The organism is Mesorhizobium sp. M1A.T.Ca.IN.004.03.1.1, assembly GCF_003997555.1.
Classification (GTDB): Bacteria; Pseudomonadota; Alphaproteobacteria; order Rhizobiales; family Rhizobiaceae; genus Mesorhizobium.
Genome location: NZ_RZTV01000003.1, coordinates 280,880 through 296,405, shown reverse-complemented (window position 1 = coordinate 296,405; position 15,526 = coordinate 280,880). Strand labels below are relative to the sequence as shown.

Below are 15,526 nucleotides of genomic sequence, written 5' to 3'. Positions count from 1 at the left end.
TTTCGGCACCTGAAATGCAAGTTTGTTTCGTTTAGATGCTGTCATGTCCATTTTGCCCGACCTCGACGCCTTCGACCGCGCCATCCTCGCCATCCTGCAGAAGGACAACAGCACGCCCCAGCGCATTATCGGCGAGACGGTGAACCTCTCGGCGCCGGCCGTGCAGCGGCGCATCAAGCGCATGGAGGAAATGGGCGTCATCCGCGCCAATGTCGCGCTGGTCGATCCGGCCAAGGTCGGCCATCCGATCACCATCTTCGTCGAGGTCGAGGTGGAGAGCGAGCGGGCCGAGCTGATCGACGTCGCCAAGCGCGGCTTCGCCGCGGTGCCCGAAGTACAGCAGTGCTATTACGTGACCGGCGAGGCCGACTTCATCCTGGTCGTCACCGTGGCGACGATGGCCGACTACGAGGCGCTGACCCGGCGATTGTTTTTTGAGAACAACAACGTCAGGCGGTTTCGCACGTTCGTTGCGATGGATCGGGTAAAGGTCGGGCTGGAGGTGCCGGTGGGCGCACCTCACTCAACATGATCCCTCGGGGCATTTCGTATCGCGGCATGATACTCTGTGCTTGATCTCGCAGACGTATCATGCAAAGATACGTTGCGAGGGGCAGTGGATGATACGTTCGTTCACAGACAAGACCACTGAAGCGATTTCGACAGGCAAAAGCTCCGAAAGGATTTCCGGCAGATCTCATTCGTGTCGCTCAGCGGAAACTGTTCATGCTGGACAACGCAGCCGAACTGGCCGACCTCAAAGTTCCACCGGGAAATCGGCTTGAAGCGCTGAAGGGCGATCCCGCCGGTTAGTACTCAATCCGTATCAACGACCAATTTCGTGTTTGCTTTCGGTGGACCGATGGAGGAGCGGACAATGTGGAGATCACCGACTACCATTAGCTAAACCAACCAGCTCTGTCCGACAGGAGCGGAACCAATGATCAACCTCGATAAGCCTATTCATCCCGGCGAGATATTGCGGGCCGAGTTCCTTGAGCCACTCGACCTGAAGCCCTACACCCTGGCGAAAAAGCTTCACGTCCCACGTACCCGCATCGAGCGCCTCGCCAACGAGACCACGCCCGTTACGCCGGACACCGCTCTGCGTCTCGCCAAATTCTTTGGGACCACGCCACAGTTCTGGATGAACATGCAAGCCAGTTACGACCTGGCCGTGGAGGGCGCGTCGCTGCAGGAAGAGCTCAAGGAAATTAAACGGTTCGAGGCGGCTGCTTAAGAGCTCTTGCCGCCCTCCCTCCCCAGCAACCGCGCATAGATCTCCCCCACGATCCCGCGCCGGAAGATCAGCACGCAGACCATGAAGATCACGCCGGTCGCTATCGTCACCGGGAAGCCGGAGGTGGCAAGCGTGTTCTCGAGGCCGACGACTAGGCCGGCGCCGACCACCGGGCCGACCATGGTGCCGATGCCGCCAAGAAGCGTCATCAGGATGACCTCGCCCGACATCTGCCAGGTGACGTCGGTGAGGGTCGCGAACTGGAAGACGATCGCCTTCACCGCGCCGGCGAGGCCGGCAAGGGCCGCCGACATGACGAAGGCGGCGAGCTTGTAGCGGCCGACGGAATAGCCGAGCGAAATGGCACGGTTCTCGTTCTCGCGGATCGAGCGCAGGATCATGCCGAAGGGCGAGTTGACGATGCGCCAGATGGCGAAAAGGCCTATCAGGAAGATGGCGAGCACGAAGAAATACATGTTCATCGGCACGTTGAGGTCGAGCATGCCGAAGAGATGACCCCGCGGCACGCCCTGGATGCCGTCCTCGCCTTCGGTGAAGGGCGCCTGCACGCAGAAGAAATAGAACATCTGCGCCATCGCCAGCGTGATCATGGCGAAATAGATGCCTTGCCGGCGGATGGCGAGGAAGCCGACGACGAGGCCCATGCCTGCCGCGCCCGCAGCGCCGAGCAGGATGCCGGCCTCGGGCGGCCAGCCCCAGGCTTTCACGGCATAGGCGCAGAAATAGGCGGCGCCGCCAAAGAAGGCGGCGTGGCCGAAGGAAAGCAGCCCGGTGTAGCCGAGGAGCAGGTTGAAGGCGCAGGCGAACAGCGCGAAGCACAGCATCTTCATGACGAAGATCGGGTAGATGACGAAGGGGGCGGCGACGAGCGCCATGATCCCCAGCGCCACAAGCGCCCGTTCCAGCCGGACGGAGGAAGCGGCGCGCTCTGCGTGAAGGGTCGCCTCGCTCATCTTACGCGTCCCTTCCGAACAGGCCCGCGGGGCGGAGCAAAAGCACGATTGCCATGATGACGAAGACCACCAGGTTCGAGGCCTCCGGATAGAACACTTTGGTCAGGCCCTCGGCGAGGCCGAGCATGTAGCCGGTGACGATGGCGCCGAGGATCGAGCCCATGCCGCCGACCACGACGACGGCGAAGACGACGATGATGAGGTCCGATCCCATCAGCGGGCTGACCTGGTAGACGGGTGCCGCAAGGATGCCGGCCAGCCCGGCAAGTGCTGCGCCCAGCCCATAAGTGAGCGTCAGCAGCAGCGGCACGTTGACGCCGAAAGCCTGCACCAGCTCGGGGTTCTCCGTGGCGGCGCGCAAATAGGAGCCGAGCCTGGTCTTTTCGATCAGCAGCCAGGTGCCGATGCAGACGATGAGCGAGGCCACCACCACCCAGCCGCGGTAATTGGGCAGGAACATGAAGCCGAGATTGGTGCCTCCGGCAAGCAGGGTCGGCACCGCGTAAGGATTGCCGGAGACGCCATAATAGAAGCGGAACACGCCTTCGATGACCAGCGCAAGGCCGAAGGTGAAAAGCAGGCCATAGAGCGGGTCGAGCCGGTAGAGCCGCGACAGCGCTACACGCTCCACCACGATGCCGAACAGGCCGACGGCCAAAGGCACGATGATCAGCGCCGGCCAGTAGCCGATGCCGAGATGGACAAGCAGCAGATAGCCGATGAAGGCGCCGAACATATAGAGCGCGCCATGGGCGAAGTTGATGATGCGCAAGAGCCCGAAGATGACGGCCAGCCCGAGGCTGAGCATGGCGTAAAAAGAGCCGTTGATCAGGCCGACAAGAAGCTGCCCGAGCAAGGCCTGGACGGGGATGCCGAAGATCATGGTCATTTGGCCATCATACCCCCAGCACCTCGTGCAGTTTGTCGGTGTGCGCGGAAAGCTGGCCGACCGGGAAACCTTCCACCACCTTGCCGTGATCCATCAGGTAGAAGCGATCGGCGATGCGGGCGGCGAAGCGGAAATTCTGCTCGACCAAAAGGATGGTCATGCCACGCTTCTTCAGCGTCGCCAGCAATTCGCCGATGCGCTGGACGATTACCGGCGCCAGGCCCTCGGTCGGCTCGTCGAGCAAAAGCATTTCGACGCCGGTCCTCAGGATGCGGGCGATCGCCAGCATCTGCTGCTCGCCGCCGGAAAGCTTCGTGCCCTGGCTGTTGCGACGTTCCTTGAGGTTGGGGAAGAGGTCGAAGATCTCCTCCACGCTCATGCCGCCCTTGGCCACCACCGGCGGCAGGATCAGATTTTCGTCGACGGTGAGCGTGGCGAAGATGCCGCGCTCCTCCGGCACGAAGCCGATGCCCTGATGGGCGACGCGGTGCAACGGCAGGCGGATCAGGTCCTTGCCATTGAAAGTGACGGAGCCTGTCCGCTTGCGGATCAGGCCCATGATGGCGCGCAGCGTCGTCGTCTTGCCGACGCCGTTGCGGCCAAGCAGCGTAACCGTCTCGCCGCGCAGGACTTCGAGGTTGACACCGTGCAGCGCATGGCCCTCGCCGTACCAGGCATGAAGGTCGCGCACGGCAAGCAGCGGCTCACTCATGCTCGGTCCCCATATAGGCGACGCGCACGCGCTCGTCCTGGCTCACCGTCGCGTAGTCGCCGGCGGCAAGCACCTGGCCGCGCTGCATGACGGTGATCCAGTCGCAGAGATCGGCAACGACGGTGAGGTTGTGCTCGACCATCAGCACGGCGCGGTCTTTCGCCAGCGAGCGGATGATGCCTGAGATCGTGCCGACATCCTCATGCCCCATGCCGGCCATCGGCTCGTCGAGCAGCAGAACTTTTGGATCGAGCGCCAGCGTGGTGGCGATTTCCAGCACACGCTTCCTGCCATAGGAGAGATCGCCCGCCAGCCGATGCGCGGCGTCGTCGAGCCCGACGATGGCGAGCAGCTCGCGCGCCCGGGGCGTCAGCTGGTCCAGCGCCGAGGCCGAGCGCCAGAACTGATAGCCCAGCCCGCCCGGACGCTGCAGCGCGACGCGCACATTGTCGAGCACGCTGAGATGCGGAAAGATCGCCGATATTTGGAAAGAGCGTACAAGCCCCATGCGCGCCACCCTGGCCGGCGGCGTGCGGGTAATGTCGGTGCCGAGCAGCTGGATGGTGCCGCTGGTCGGCTGCAGGAATTTGGTCAACAGGTTGAAGATGGTGGTCTTGCCGGCGCCGTTCGGGCCGATCAAGGCATGGATCCTGCCGTGGTGGACGTCGAGGTCGACATCCTTCACGGCGACGAATCCGGCGAAGTCGCGCCGCAGGCCGCGGGCGGAAAGCACCACCCGCGGCGTCTGGTCGATGCCGTCCCGGCGGACGGCGGTGGCGGTGTCGAGCGTCACTTGCTGACGAGCGGGCAGCCGCTGTCCTCGGCTTTCATGAAGGCCTTGTCGCCGGGAATGGTCGCCAGGTAGGTGTAGTAGTCCCAGTCCTTCTTGCTCTCCTCCGGCTTCTTGACCTGGTAGAGATACATGTCGTGCACCATCGAGCCGTCGGCCTGCACCTTGCCGTTCACCGTGAACACGTCGTTGACCGGCATCTCATGCAATTGCTTGGCCACCGCTTCAGTCTCGTCGGTGCCGGCCTTGTCGATGGCCTTCAGATACTGTGTCACCGCCGAATAGGTGCCGGCCTGGACCATGTTTGGCATGCGGTTGGTGCGCTTGAAGAAGCGTTGCGCGAAATCGCGGCTCACATCGTCGCGGTCCCAGTAATAGCCTTCCGTCAGCACCACGCCCTGCGCCGCCTGCAGGCCAAGGCCATGCACCTCGGCCAGCGTGAAGAGCAGCGCCGCCAACCGCTGGCCGCCGGCGACGATGCCGAACTCGGCCGCCTGCTTGATCGAGTTCGAGGTGTCGAGGCCGGCATTGGCTAGGCCGATGATCTTGGCGCCGGAGGACTGCGCCTGCAGCAGGAAGGAGGAATAGTCGGTGGAGCCAAGCGGATAGCGCACCTCGCCCAGCACCTTGCCGCCACTGGATTCCACGAGCTTGGCGGTCTGGTCCTTCAGCGAATAGCCGAATGCATAGTCGACGGTGATGAAATACCAGCTGTCGCCGCCCTGCTGCACCAGCGCGCCGCCGGTGCCGACCGCTTGGGAGTGGGTGTCGTAGGCCCAGTGGAAACCATAGGGCGAGCACTGCTTGCCGGTGAGGTCGGTGGAGGCGGCGCCGGTGACGATGTCGATCTTCTTCTTTTCCTTGGAAAGCCCCTGGACGGCGAGCGCGACGGAAGACGTGGTGAGCTCCATGATCGCGTCGACCTGCTCGGTGTCGTACCACTGGCGCGCGATGTTGGAGGCGATGTCCGGCTTGTTCTGGTGGTCGGCGCTGACGATCTCGATCGGCGCGCCCTGCACCTTGCCGCCGAAATCCTCGACCGCCATCTTGGCGGCCTCTACCGACCATTTGCCGCCGAAATCGGCATAGACGCCGGACTGGTCGTTCAAGATGCCGATCTTGACCTTGCCGTCCGAGATTTCGCCAGCCGCCGCCGGCATTGCGGATGCCGCAATGAGCGCGGCGGAGACGAGATAGGATGCTTTCACTGGTAGTTCCTCCCTTGTGGTCAACCACGGGAAACGCGGCGGACCTCGCAATGGTTCAACAGTTCCGTCGGATTGTGGATTGAGGCCTCGATCCCGCCTGCCACTCCTATTCTTGCGGGCCTGCTCGTTTGCGGCTGGGCCGCCGCGCGCCTTGGGTGCACGGGCGCGAGCCTAGCATCACATTTCGCTGGCCGGGAATGCTATTTTCGTAGCATGCGGATGGGTTGGGGGCAGCATGGTGTCCCTTCACCAGGGCAGCCGCTTGCCATCGCTAAAAAGCCGCCGGTCGGACCGTCGGGCAAGGTTGCGGCGCAGACGATGCCGGCTGCGCCTTGCGCGACGGGGCGGCCGCCGGCACCGCCCATGTCGCGACCCAGCCGGGGCAGGTCGAATTGACCAGCAAGCGCCCCCTCCCCGCCAGACACAATCCGGAAACAAGATTCAACAGCCCGGAAAAACTCGCGAAAAGACCGGCTGTCATAAGCGGCACCGGAGCAGCCGAACTACGGCCAGCGACAACCTGATATCGATCTTCGAAAAAGGAATGCCGACTTATGAAAAAGACCCTTCTCTCCGTTCTCGGCCTGGCGGTCGCGCTTGCTTTCGCGGTGCCGGCGCTCGGCACTACCGAAGCCAACGCTGCCGCGACCACGACGGCTGCGACCACGACGACCACCGCGGCTCCGGCTGCGGCCACCGAGACGGCCAAGCCGGACGCCAACGGCCCGCACAAGAAGCACGTCAAGCATCATCGCCGTCACGCCCGCAAGCATCACGTGAAGAAGCACTCGAAGCATCACGCCAAGAAGCATCATGTGAAGCACCACACCAAGAAGCGTACCCACAAGAAGCACGGCAAGAAGCTCGCCGCATAAGGCGCGTCGCCGGCTTTTGGCTTTTCAGCAATTGGCCAAAGACTTCATGACCGAATGATCCCGGACCGCTTCAACAGGGTTCGGGATCATCGCTTCCCGGAAACGCCGTCCCTCAAAGGCGGCGTTTTTGCTTACCGGGTCGCTGGCGCGGTCGTCCGGTCCGGATCGTGCCCTACTTCTTCTGCGGATAGATCGTCTCGCCGCGCTTCAGCATTTCGACGAACGTCTCGATCTTCTTCTTGCGCCCCGCCTCGGTCTTCATGTTGTGGACGCGGAAGGCGAGCGCGAAACGGTTCTGCGCCGAAAGCTTTGCCAGCATCGCTTTGGCCTTCGGTTCGGCATCGATCGCGGCCTGCAGGTCGGGCGGAATTGTCATCTCTTTCGAGCCGCCATAGGCGCGGTCCCAGCGGCCATCGGCTTTGGCCGCCTCGACTTCGCGCAGGCCATGCTCCGTCATGCGGCCCTCTTCGATCAAGCGCGCGACGTTGTCGACGTTGATCCTGCTCCAGATGCTCTTCCTGCCGCGCGGCGTGTAGCGCTGCAGAAAGCTCTTCTCGTCGAGAGACTTGCGCACCGCATCGATCCAGCCGAAGCAGAGCACGACGTCGATCGCTTCCTTCGGCGTGATCGAAGGAAGGCCAGAGCCAACCTTGTGGATCTTGATCCAGACCTCGCTTTCGCCGGCGTGGTTTTGGCTGAGCCAGGCGTAGAAGCTTTCAGCGTCCGAGAACTCGTGGACCTTGCTCGGGTCGACCTTGATGGGGGCCATCGGTGTTCCTTCTTGCCTGAGCCGAGGCTCCGATCTTCCCCTTTGTTGGGGAGACGGCCGGCAGACCAGAGGGCGCGCTGTCCCGCCAGCCCTGTCGAGACGCCGCCGCCTTAGCTTATAGTCGTGGGAATTTAAGGCCGCGTTTCTTGGCGCCCCCCTGCCCTGCCTGGTTGAATTATCAAAGCCGCGCCAGCCAACCATCGGACTCTCCGATAACACTATCGGTTTCTTCCGTTTCCGCTCCGCCGGCCGGCCTGCCACATCACCGTCCATGCAAAGGAAAGGCATGGACATGGACGAGACAAAAATCCTGATCGTCGGCGGCAGTTCGGGCATGGGGCTGGCGCTTGCCAGGCGCTGCCTCGCCGAAGGCTCCGGCGTCATCATCGCCGGGCGCAATGCAGCGAGGCTGAACGCCGCGCGCGATGAGCTCGATCGCCCGGCCGCGCTGGCAACGGCGGTGGCAGACATCAGCCGCGAGGCCGAGGTCGCGGCGCTGTTCGCGCGCATCGGCCGGCTCGAGCATATCGTCAGCACGGCGGCCGATATCGAAGGCGCCTACCGGCTTTTGCCCGACATCGAGCTTTCGGCGGCGCAAAAGGTTGTCGACAGCAAGTTCTACGGGCCGCTGCTGTTGGCCAAGCATGGCGCGCCGAAACTTTCGGCCAATGGTTCGCTCACCTTCGTCTCCGGCATTGCCGCCTACCGCCCGGCCGCGCGCGGCTCGGTGGTCGCGGCCGTCAACGCCGGGCTCGAAGGGCTGGTGCGGGCCTTGGCCATCGAGCTGGCGCCGATCCGCGTCAATGCCGTCTCGCCCGGCTGGGTCGACACGCCGATCTGGCAATTCGTTGCCGGCGATGCGAAGGACGAGACGCTTGCCGCGATGGCGAAGCGCCTGCCGGCGGGACGGGTCGGACGGCCGGAAGACATTGCGGACGCGATCCGCTTCCTGATGGGCAACGGCTTTACGACGGGAACGACGCTGCATGTCGAGGGCGGGCAGCGGCTGGTCTGACGAGCGCGAAGTTTTCGCCCATCGCCGCGAGCAAGAGCTTCAGCGCCGGCGGCTGGACGCGCCGGCGCCGCCAGATCATGACCAGCTCCGCCGAGCGGATCGGGCCCGGCCATGCGATCTCGGCCACCTCGCCGCGATCGAGCGCCGCGGCGACCGCCAGCCGCGGCACAAGGCCGAAGCCGGCGCCGGCCGCCACCAAGCCGGCGATGGCGTCAATGCTGCCAGCCTCGGCCGCGAGCTTCGGTCCGCCGAGGCCCGCCTCGGTGAAGGCCGTGTCGACCATGGCGCGGTAGACGCATCCGGTTTCGGTGGCGACGAAGCGCTTTTCGGCAAGCTCCCCCAGATCGACATCCGCCCGGTTCTCGCCCGGCGGCGCGATCAGCACCAGTGGCTCGGCCGCGACGGGGCGCCTGGCGAAGCGCTCGTCGGGCTCGCTGGCGCCCGGTCTGTCGAAGCAGAAGGCGACGTCGATCTCGCCCTCTCCCAGCCTGCGGCTCAACTCGCCGCTGCCTGCGATTTTCAGCCTGATGTCGATGTCGGGATGAACGGCCTGGAAATCGGCGAGCCAGCCGGGAAGTTTTGCCGAATCGATCGTCTCGAGCGCGCCGATCGACAGGCTGCCGGCCGTCTCGGCCTTGGTGGCATCGATGGCGGCCCGGGCGTCGTCGGCGAGCGCCAGCAATTCCTCGGCGTAAGCTTGCAGCGCCTCGCCGGCCGGGGTCAGGTCCAGCCCTTGCCGCGACCGTGTGAACAGCGTCGCGCCCAGCTCGGCCTCGAGCGACTGGATCTGGTCGCTGACGCTCGACTGCGCGAGATTGAGCTCGCCCGCCGCGCGCGTGACGTTGCGTGTGCGCGACCGCGAGAAAGGTCTTCAGCAGCCTTGGATGCACGTTACTGCAGCTGCGGCTTCTTGAGGAAGGAGTTGCGGTCGGCCGATTTTACGCGAAGCCAGGTCTCACGGCCGTCGCGCACGACGCGCAACGGAATTTCCGCGCCGGCCGGGTTCTGCCAGAGTTTTCGATAGAAGTCGGCGAGACCGTCAACCTCGCCGTCGCGCACGTCGGAGATGATGTCGCCTTGGCGAAGGCCAGCCTTTGCCGCGGGACCACCTTCGGCGACGCTCATCACCACCACCATGCCGTTCGACTCCGCCGAGAAGGCGCCGAGCCACGGGCGCGGCGGCTTGCCGACCTGGCCGCGCTTGACCAGATCGTCGAGGATAGGCGTCAGAAGGTCGATCGGCACGATCATGTTGATGTCGGCGACCTCGCCGGCGCGGCTCATCTGCAGGCGCAGCGAGCCGACGCCGAGCAGCTTGCCGTCACGGTCGAACAGCGCAGCACCACCCCACGAGGGATGCGCCGGCGCGGTGAAGATCGCCTCGTCGATGAGATATTCCCAATAGCCGGCGAATTCCTGCTTGGTGACGATGTGGGCGTCGACCTGCTGGCCGATGCCGTCGGCAAGCGTCACGGCGTCGCCGATATTGGCCTTCCTGGCATTGCCGAACTTGACTGCCGGCAGCCCGAGCGGCGCCAGCGCCTGCACCAGGCCGAAGCCGGTCTCCTGGTCATAGGCCAGCGCATGCGCCGCAACCACGCGGCCGTCCTGGTCGGTCAGCCAGACCTCCTCGGCCTCGGTGATGAGATAGCCGATGGTGAGAACCAGCCCGCTGTCGCGGATCACCACGCCGCTGCCCTCGCGGCGCGTGCCCAGCGCATTGGCGGTGAAGGCGTCGTCCGGAACCGTGGCGCGCACGGCCACGACGGAGCGCGAGATTTTTTCGATGGTCATCGTCGATCCTGAATTACGGGTCTTTTTCTATAAGTATGGCCAAAGGGACGCGGTGCAAGGGCATCTGTCCCTGACGGAGAAGGCGGGGCGCTGCTGGCCCAAGCGTTAGTTCAACGAAATTTGAACTTTTTTCTTTGACGCCCGCGCAACCGCACCTAAATCTTGCGCCAACGAACCCCGCATCCCGCTCACAGCAACAAGGCCTCCCGAGATGAACCAGTACAACCCGCCGAAAGTCTGGACCTGGAACAAGCCGAATGGCGGCACCTTCGCCTCCATCAACCGGCCAGTCGCCGGGCCGACGCACGAGAAGGAATTGCCTGTCGGCAAGCATCCGCTTCAGCTCTATTCGCTGGCCACGCCCAACGGCCAGAAGGTGACGATCATGCTGGAGGAGTTGCTGGCGCGCGGCCACAAGGGCGCCGAATACGACGCCTGGCTGATTCGCATCAATGACGGCGACCAGTTCGGCTCGGGCTTCGTCGAGGTCAATCCGAACTCCAAGATCCCGGCGCTGATGGACCGCAGCGAGCCGAAGCCGGTGCGCGTGTTCGAGTCGGGCTCGATCCTCACCTATCTGGCGGAAAAATTCGGCGAGTTTCTGCCGACGGAGCGTGCAGCGCGGGCCGAAACCTTCTCGTGGCTGTTCTGGCAGATGGGCTCGGCGCCCTATCTCGGCGGCGGCTTCGGGCATTTCTACGCCTATGCGCCGGAAAAGATCGAATACGCCATCGACCGCTTCGCCATGGAAACCAAGCGGCAGATGGACGTGCTGGATCGGCGGCTGGCGGAAAGCGAGTATCTCGCCGGGCCGGATTACACCATCGCCGACATGGCGGTCTGGCCCTGGTATGGCGGGCTCGCCAAAGGCCGCAGCTACAACGATGCCGCGCAGTTCCTCGCCGTGCATGAATACAAGCACGTGCAGCGCTGGGCCGACGCGATCGACGCCAGGCCGGCGGTAAGGCGCGGCCGCATGGTCAACCGCATCTCCGGCGATCCGGCCTATCAGTTGCACGAGCGCCACGACGCCAGCGATTTCGAGACGAAGACGCAGGACAGGTTGCAAGCGGCGGAGTGAGCTGCTGATCTCCCCGCCTTGCGTGGGAGATGGCCGGCAGGCCCAAGCGGTTCGCTGCGCGTGGAGCGCCGACGCCCGACGAACAACAAGAGGGCAAGTTGGCGCATCGTGCGCGCCGACCCCCTCTGTCGCCTTCGGCGACATCTCCCCCTCGAGGGCCCTTAAAGGGGGAGATCAGCTACCTCCCGTAGGTATACGTCACACTGGCCTCCGCCAGCGCCTGGCTCTTCGCCGCGACCGACACCATTTCGGGCGACGGATTTTCCGGCGTGCGCAGCTTCGCCTCACTCAGCGCATAGAGCGTGAAGACATAGTGGTGCGTGCCGCTGCCGGGCGGCGGACATGGGCCGAAATAGCCGGTGCGACCGACGCCGCCCATGCCGGACACCGTGCCCTTCGGCAGGCGCTTGCCGCCTTTGGAGCTGGCGCCTTCGGCGAGGCCCTTGGCGCTTGCCGGGATGTTCCAGGCAAGCCAATGCCAGAACCCCTTGCCGTCGTTGGCGTCGGGATCGAACATGGTGAGCGCGTAGCTCCTGGTGCCCGCCGGCGGGTCCTTCCAGGCAAGCGCGATCGAGACGCTCTTGCCGCCGCATCCGGCTTGTCGCCGAGATATTTTGCGTCCCACTTGTCGTTGGAAACCGACGGGCTGGAGATCTCGAAGGCGGATGCCTGAGTGGCGAAGGCAGCGAAGGCAAGTCCAATCAGGCTGAGGCGCGAAGTCATGGCTTCACTCCTTCTACTTGGATTGCCCAAAGTCTATCCGAAAGGCGCGCCGGAGCCGAGCAACTTTGCGTGACGGGTCGGCAGGCGCCGGAGCTGCCGATCTCCCTTACAAGGAGAGGATCCGGAGCACTGCGGATGACCAGTGTCACGCGCGGCGATGCGTGTATACTATCCCCCCTCTCGCCAACCCGGGCGACACGATTTGTCCTTGCCGGCCCTTCCTGAAAGTGCCGCCACGCGATCTGGCTGTTGGCTCAGAAAAACAGAGCTATGCGGTTCTTCACGAATTTTTTCAGCCGGAACATCCCCTGGAAAGCTCCGTTGGAAACTTAGTCAACGATGCAAACCAATGGAGATTTCCTGATGATGAAGAAGATTCTCGCAGCTTCCGTTCTTACCCTGGCGCTCGCGACCTCGGGCGCCATGGCTCAGACAGCCGGCGCGAGCGGCGACGCCAGCGGCAGCGTTTCGGGCGGCGTCTCGGGCACGACTGGCGGCGCCTCGGGCAGTGCGACGGGCGGTGCCACGGTCACCACGCCGACAACCCCTGGCACGGATACGACCACCACGAATTCCACGAATTCCATGAATTCCACGAATTCGACGAACCAGCCGGCCGGCATGCAGGATCGCTGCAAGGATACGGGCGCCAACGATACCGACAACAACACGGCCAGCGGCAATACGACCTCGAACATGCAGAACTGCAACAAGTAGGGCGGTTTCGATTCGCGCCGGATCGCCGACACAAAAAAGCCCCGCCGGTGGAAGCCGTCGGGGCCCTTTCGTTGAGGCCTTGAAGGTGGGACTTCGCTGCCTGCCGATCCAGGGGGTGTTGGATCGGCCGCGACCCTAGCCGAAGAATCGGCGGGGCTATAATCACGGCTGCGCACTACCAATCACGCCTGCGCGAGAAGGAGGTGATAGCCGGCTGTCGATCTCTCTTTGAGGGAATTGGCTACCTCAGCAGCTTCGCCAATCGCGGCACGCCCTCGCCCACCGCGCGGTCGTCGGCCAGCGTGAAGGACATGCGCAGCGTGTTGCGGCCAGTGCCGTCGGCGTAAAAGGCGTTGCCCGGCACGAAGGCGACGCGCGCCTCTTTTACCGAACGCGCCAGCAACGCGGTGGCGTCAGTGCCTTCGGGCAGCGTCAGCCAGACGAACATGCCGCCTTCCGGCCGACTCCAGGAAATGCCGTCCGGCATGTTTTCCTCGAGCGCGCCGAGCAGCGCGTCGCGGCGACGGCGATAGGCACCGATCAGCTTCTCCACCTGGGCGTCGAAGATGGTCTCGGCAACGCGATGCATGACCATCTGGTTGATCGACGGGCTGTGCAGATCGGAGGCCTGTTTCATCAGCACCAGCTTTTCCACCACATGGCGCGGCGCGCAGACCCAGCCGACGCGCATGCCTGGGGACAGGATCTTGGAGAAGGAGCCGCAAAAGAGCGTGCGGGCATTATCGATGCCGCCCGAGCGGGCGCAATCCAGCGCCAGAATCGGCGGCACCGCCGCGCCGTCATACCGCAGCGCCCGGTAGGCGGCGTCCTCGATGACGGCGATGTCGAGCTCGCCGGCGAGGTCGAGCACCGCCTCGCGCTGCTTGCTATCCAGCGTGTTGCCGGTCGGGTTGGCGAAATCCGGCACCAGATAGGCGAATTTCACCTTGCCGCCGTTGCCCGCGGCTGCCGCGCGATAGGCCTCCGGCGTCATGTTGCCGCCGGCGGTGTTCAGCCGGTCGTAACGCGGCTCGTAGGCGTTGAAGGCTTGCAGCGCGCCGAGATAGGTCGGCCAGGTGACCAGCGCGGTGTCGCCGGGCGACAGAAACAGCTTGCCGAGATAATCGAGCGCCTGCTGCGAGCCGGAGGTGATGAAGATGTTGCCCTCGTCGCATCGGATGCCGAGTCCGCCCATATAGCCGGCCAGCCATTTGCGCAGCGGCAGGAAACCTTCGCTGACCTGGTATTGCAGCGCGGCCCCCGCTTCCGCGCCGCCGAGCACGGCCTGATAGGCGTCGCCGATGGCCTCGGCCGGAAACAGCGAGGCATCGGGAATACCGCCGGCGAACGAGATGATGTCGGGCTGATCGAGCAGCTTCAGGAGCTCGCGGATTTCCGAGGCCTTCATGCGCGAGGAGCGCGAGGCCAGAAGATTCAACAGGGTCAAAGCGCACCTCCCGCAGTGCTTCATTTCAGTAATTTAGGTCAGGTTGGTTGACCTATTATCAGGCCACGTCCGTCGCGTGAATACACAAAACGGCCATGGCGCATCGCTCTGACGACATTTGGCCCACATATCCTGATGGAGATATCAGGCACGACGGCGGTCCGCTCATCGCGGGATTGTCGCAATATTAGAATGGGCGCATATTGTCGCAAGCCGAAGCCGTGCTCCGGCTGAACCGCTTGTTGGCCAACATGCCCAGGCGGTCCGTGACCAGGTCAAATGTCAGTGAAACAAACCTCGGCTGCTCAACCCAATGAGCAGCCTGAGGCAATGATATTTGGAGGAGATAGCAATGAAGGTCACCATACTGGCAAAGTACGAACCCCATGCGGCCAAAGGGCTGATGCAGGGATCGAACCGCGAAGCTGCAGTCCAGGCGGTCTTTGAAAGCGTCGGTGGCAGGATGAGCAGCCTTATGTTCACGCGCGGCATTTACGACGTCGTCGTCAATGGCGAGGTGCCGGATCAGGTCGCCGGGATGGGCATGGCCCTTGCCGTGCGCGCGAGCGGCTCGTTGAGCGAGCTGGTCGTCCTCGAAGAACTCGACATGAAAGCGGTGCTCGCGGTCGCCAACAAGGCTGCCGGCGCCTACAAGCCCGCCGGCTGACCGTCCGGCCAGGCAGCACGGACGGCGCGTTCGTCGTCCCGTGCTGCCAGCATCACGTCACCGCAGGCCGAGGCTTTGCTTCGACGCATGCCCTTATCCCAAAAAACCGCTCCGCACTCTTGGGCGACAGGCATTAGGACGTTTCACCGTTTCACGGAAACGGCGAAATGTCCTATCTCTTTGTTTTGACGCAATTTTGGACGGAAAACCGCTTCACACTTTTCCTGAAATTGCTCTAGAAAGGCAATCGAATCTCGTCGTCCCGGGCGGAATCGGGCCATCCGATGTCCTTACGGATCTCCGGCGGCAGTTCGTTCAGCTCGCGCGTCGTCCTGCGGCGCCTGCTCGCCTGCGCGAACGCGGCGCGGATTCGGTTAAGGCTCTTAAACATCGCAACCTCCACAAAGCAGCGGCAGAGTTGGCGGCCGCCCTCCGGGCGCCGCTTTTGAGGTGCGTCTGTAACCAGGCGATTGCGCGCAGACGGTGAAATGCTTCACGAAGCCGAAGCGGCCTGAAACATTTGTGTGCGAATTAAATTGGGTTTCGACGTCGCGGCACTAGAGGCGAGCGCCAACAGGCGGCGCTGCCGGCAATAACGGGCGCACAATTACTGATTGCCTTGTCC

The 15,526-nt window shown here is 63.8% G+C and carries 17 protein-coding genes and 2 pseudogenes; 8 read left to right on the top strand and 11 right to left on the bottom strand.

The window, feature by feature from the left end; all coding sequences use genetic code 11:
• The first annotated feature begins 43 nt into the window (after positions 1 to 43).
• The 3 genes and pseudogenes from EOD29_RS11705 (at position 44) to EOD29_RS11695 (ending at position 1,240) form a co-directional block, all read left to right on the top strand.
• On the top strand, positions 44 to 532 hold the full coding sequence (locus EOD29_RS11705; protein ID WP_127246783.1) for an Lrp/AsnC family transcriptional regulator: 489 nt from the start codon (positions 44 to 46) through the stop codon (positions 530 to 532).
• Between the two features lie 88 nt (positions 533 to 620).
• Positions 621 to 903 (top strand): annotated as a pseudogene (locus tag EOD29_RS11700) (type II toxin-antitoxin system RelE/ParE family toxin).
• Between the two features lie 37 nt (positions 904 to 940).
• The gene (locus EOD29_RS11695; RefSeq protein WP_067322571.1) at positions 941 to 1,240 is read left to right on the top strand and encodes a HigA family addiction module antitoxin; all 300 of its coding nucleotides are present in this window, start codon (positions 941 to 943) and stop codon (positions 1,238 to 1,240) included.
• Here EOD29_RS11695 and EOD29_RS11690 read toward each other — a convergent pair.
• From EOD29_RS11690 to EOD29_RS11670, 5 genes are read right to left on the bottom strand one after another with little or no spacing between them, the layout of a single operon-like run.
• The gene (locus EOD29_RS11690) at positions 1,237 to 2,214 is read right to left on the bottom strand and encodes a branched-chain amino acid ABC transporter permease (protein WP_127246782.1); all 978 of its coding nucleotides are present in this window, start codon (positions 2,212 to 2,214) and stop codon (positions 1,237 to 1,239) included. The genes EOD29_RS11695 and EOD29_RS11690 overlap by 4 nt on opposite strands.
• Before the next feature lies 1 nt (position 2,215).
• Complete coding sequence (locus EOD29_RS11685) at positions 2,216 to 3,103, bottom strand: branched-chain amino acid ABC transporter permease (protein WP_127246781.1); 888 nt, start codon at positions 3,101 to 3,103, stop codon at positions 2,216 to 2,218.
• A 7-nt stretch (positions 3,104 to 3,110) separates the two neighbouring features.
• Positions 3,111 to 3,815 (bottom strand): ABC transporter ATP-binding protein, encoded by a 705-nt coding sequence (locus tag EOD29_RS11680; RefSeq protein WP_066998451.1) that lies wholly within the window; start codon positions 3,813 to 3,815, stop codon positions 3,111 to 3,113.
• A complete protein-coding gene (locus tag EOD29_RS11675) occupies positions 3,808 to 4,608 on the bottom strand; it encodes an ABC transporter ATP-binding protein (RefSeq protein WP_245466737.1) in 801 nt (266 codons plus the stop codon). Before EOD29_RS11675 ends, EOD29_RS11680 begins: the two co-directional genes overlap by 8 nt.
• Positions 4,605 to 5,813 (bottom strand): ABC transporter substrate-binding protein, encoded by a 1,209-nt coding sequence (locus EOD29_RS11670; RefSeq protein WP_066998453.1) that lies wholly within the window; start codon positions 5,811 to 5,813, stop codon positions 4,605 to 4,607. Before EOD29_RS11670 ends, EOD29_RS11675 begins: the two co-directional genes overlap by 4 nt.
• Positions 5,814 to 6,367: 554 nt before the next feature.
• On the opposite strand from EOD29_RS11670, the gene EOD29_RS11660 reads away from it, so the two are divergent.
• Complete coding sequence (locus EOD29_RS11660) at positions 6,368 to 6,688, top strand: hypothetical protein (RefSeq protein WP_095778258.1); 321 nt, start codon at positions 6,368 to 6,370, stop codon at positions 6,686 to 6,688.
• A gap of 172 nt (positions 6,689 to 6,860) precedes the next feature.
• On the opposite strand, the gene EOD29_RS11655 is transcribed toward EOD29_RS11660, so the two are convergent.
• Positions 6,861 to 7,457: a YdeI/OmpD-associated family protein gene (locus EOD29_RS11655; RefSeq protein WP_095801378.1), complete on the bottom strand. Its 597-nt coding sequence runs from the start codon at positions 7,455 to 7,457 to the stop codon at positions 6,861 to 6,863.
• A gap of 286 nt (positions 7,458 to 7,743) precedes the next feature.
• Between EOD29_RS11655 and EOD29_RS11650 the strand changes: the two genes are divergently transcribed.
• Positions 7,744 to 8,472, top strand: a complete 729-nt coding sequence (locus tag EOD29_RS11650) for an SDR family oxidoreductase (RefSeq protein ID WP_127246780.1) — start codon at positions 7,744 to 7,746, stop codon at positions 8,470 to 8,472.
• Here the strand turns inward: EOD29_RS11650 and EOD29_RS11645 are convergent.
• Together EOD29_RS11645 and EOD29_RS11640 are read right to left on the bottom strand one after the other, a co-directional pair.
• Positions 8,423 to 9,362, bottom strand: a pseudogene (locus EOD29_RS11645) (LysR family transcriptional regulator). The gene EOD29_RS11650 and the pseudogene EOD29_RS11645 sit on opposite strands and share 50 nt — an antisense overlap.
• 1 nt (position 9,363) lies before the next feature.
• Complete coding sequence (locus EOD29_RS11640) at positions 9,364 to 10,266, bottom strand: S1C family serine protease (RefSeq protein WP_127246779.1); 903 nt, start codon at positions 10,264 to 10,266, stop codon at positions 9,364 to 9,366.
• A 211-nt stretch (positions 10,267 to 10,477) separates the two neighbouring features.
• Between EOD29_RS11640 and yghU the strand changes: the two genes are divergently transcribed.
• Positions 10,478 to 11,347 (top strand): glutathione-dependent disulfide-bond oxidoreductase, encoded by an 870-nt coding sequence (gene yghU / locus EOD29_RS11635; RefSeq protein WP_095801381.1) that lies wholly within the window; start codon positions 10,478 to 10,480, stop codon positions 11,345 to 11,347.
• A 178-nt stretch (positions 11,348 to 11,525) separates the two neighbouring features.
• Here the strand turns inward: yghU and EOD29_RS11630 are convergent, their stop codons facing one another.
• Entirely contained in the window at positions 11,526 to 11,972 is a 447-nt protein-coding gene (locus EOD29_RS11630; protein ID WP_164763741.1) for a YbhB/YbcL family Raf kinase inhibitor-like protein, read from the bottom strand.
• A gap of 461 nt (positions 11,973 to 12,433) precedes the next feature.
• Here EOD29_RS11630 and EOD29_RS11625 point away from each other — a divergent pair, with 461 nt between their 5' ends.
• Positions 12,434 to 12,787: a hypothetical protein gene (locus EOD29_RS11625; RefSeq protein WP_095824669.1), complete on the top strand. Its 354-nt coding sequence runs from the start codon at positions 12,434 to 12,436 to the stop codon at positions 12,785 to 12,787.
• Positions 12,788 to 13,028: 241 nt separating this feature from the next.
• Here the strand turns inward: EOD29_RS11625 and EOD29_RS11620 are convergent, their stop codons facing one another.
• Positions 13,029 to 14,195, bottom strand: coding sequence for a PLP-dependent aminotransferase family protein (locus EOD29_RS11620; protein WP_189413651.1), 1,167 nt, complete (start codon positions 14,193 to 14,195; stop codon positions 13,029 to 13,031).
• Between the two features lie 391 nt (positions 14,196 to 14,586).
• Between EOD29_RS11620 and EOD29_RS11615 the strand changes: the two genes are divergently transcribed.
• On the top strand, positions 14,587 to 14,901 hold the full coding sequence (locus EOD29_RS11615) for a GYD domain-containing protein (RefSeq protein ID WP_095801384.1): 315 nt from the start codon (positions 14,587 to 14,589) through the stop codon (positions 14,899 to 14,901).
• Positions 14,902 to 15,136: 235 nt separating this feature from the next.
• Here EOD29_RS11615 and EOD29_RS11610 read toward each other — a convergent pair whose 3' ends face one another.
• The gene (locus tag EOD29_RS11610; protein WP_095801385.1) at positions 15,137 to 15,292 is read right to left on the bottom strand and encodes a DUF1127 domain-containing protein; all 156 of its coding nucleotides are present in this window, start codon (positions 15,290 to 15,292) and stop codon (positions 15,137 to 15,139) included.
• Positions 15,293 to 15,526: the final 234 nt, after the last annotated feature.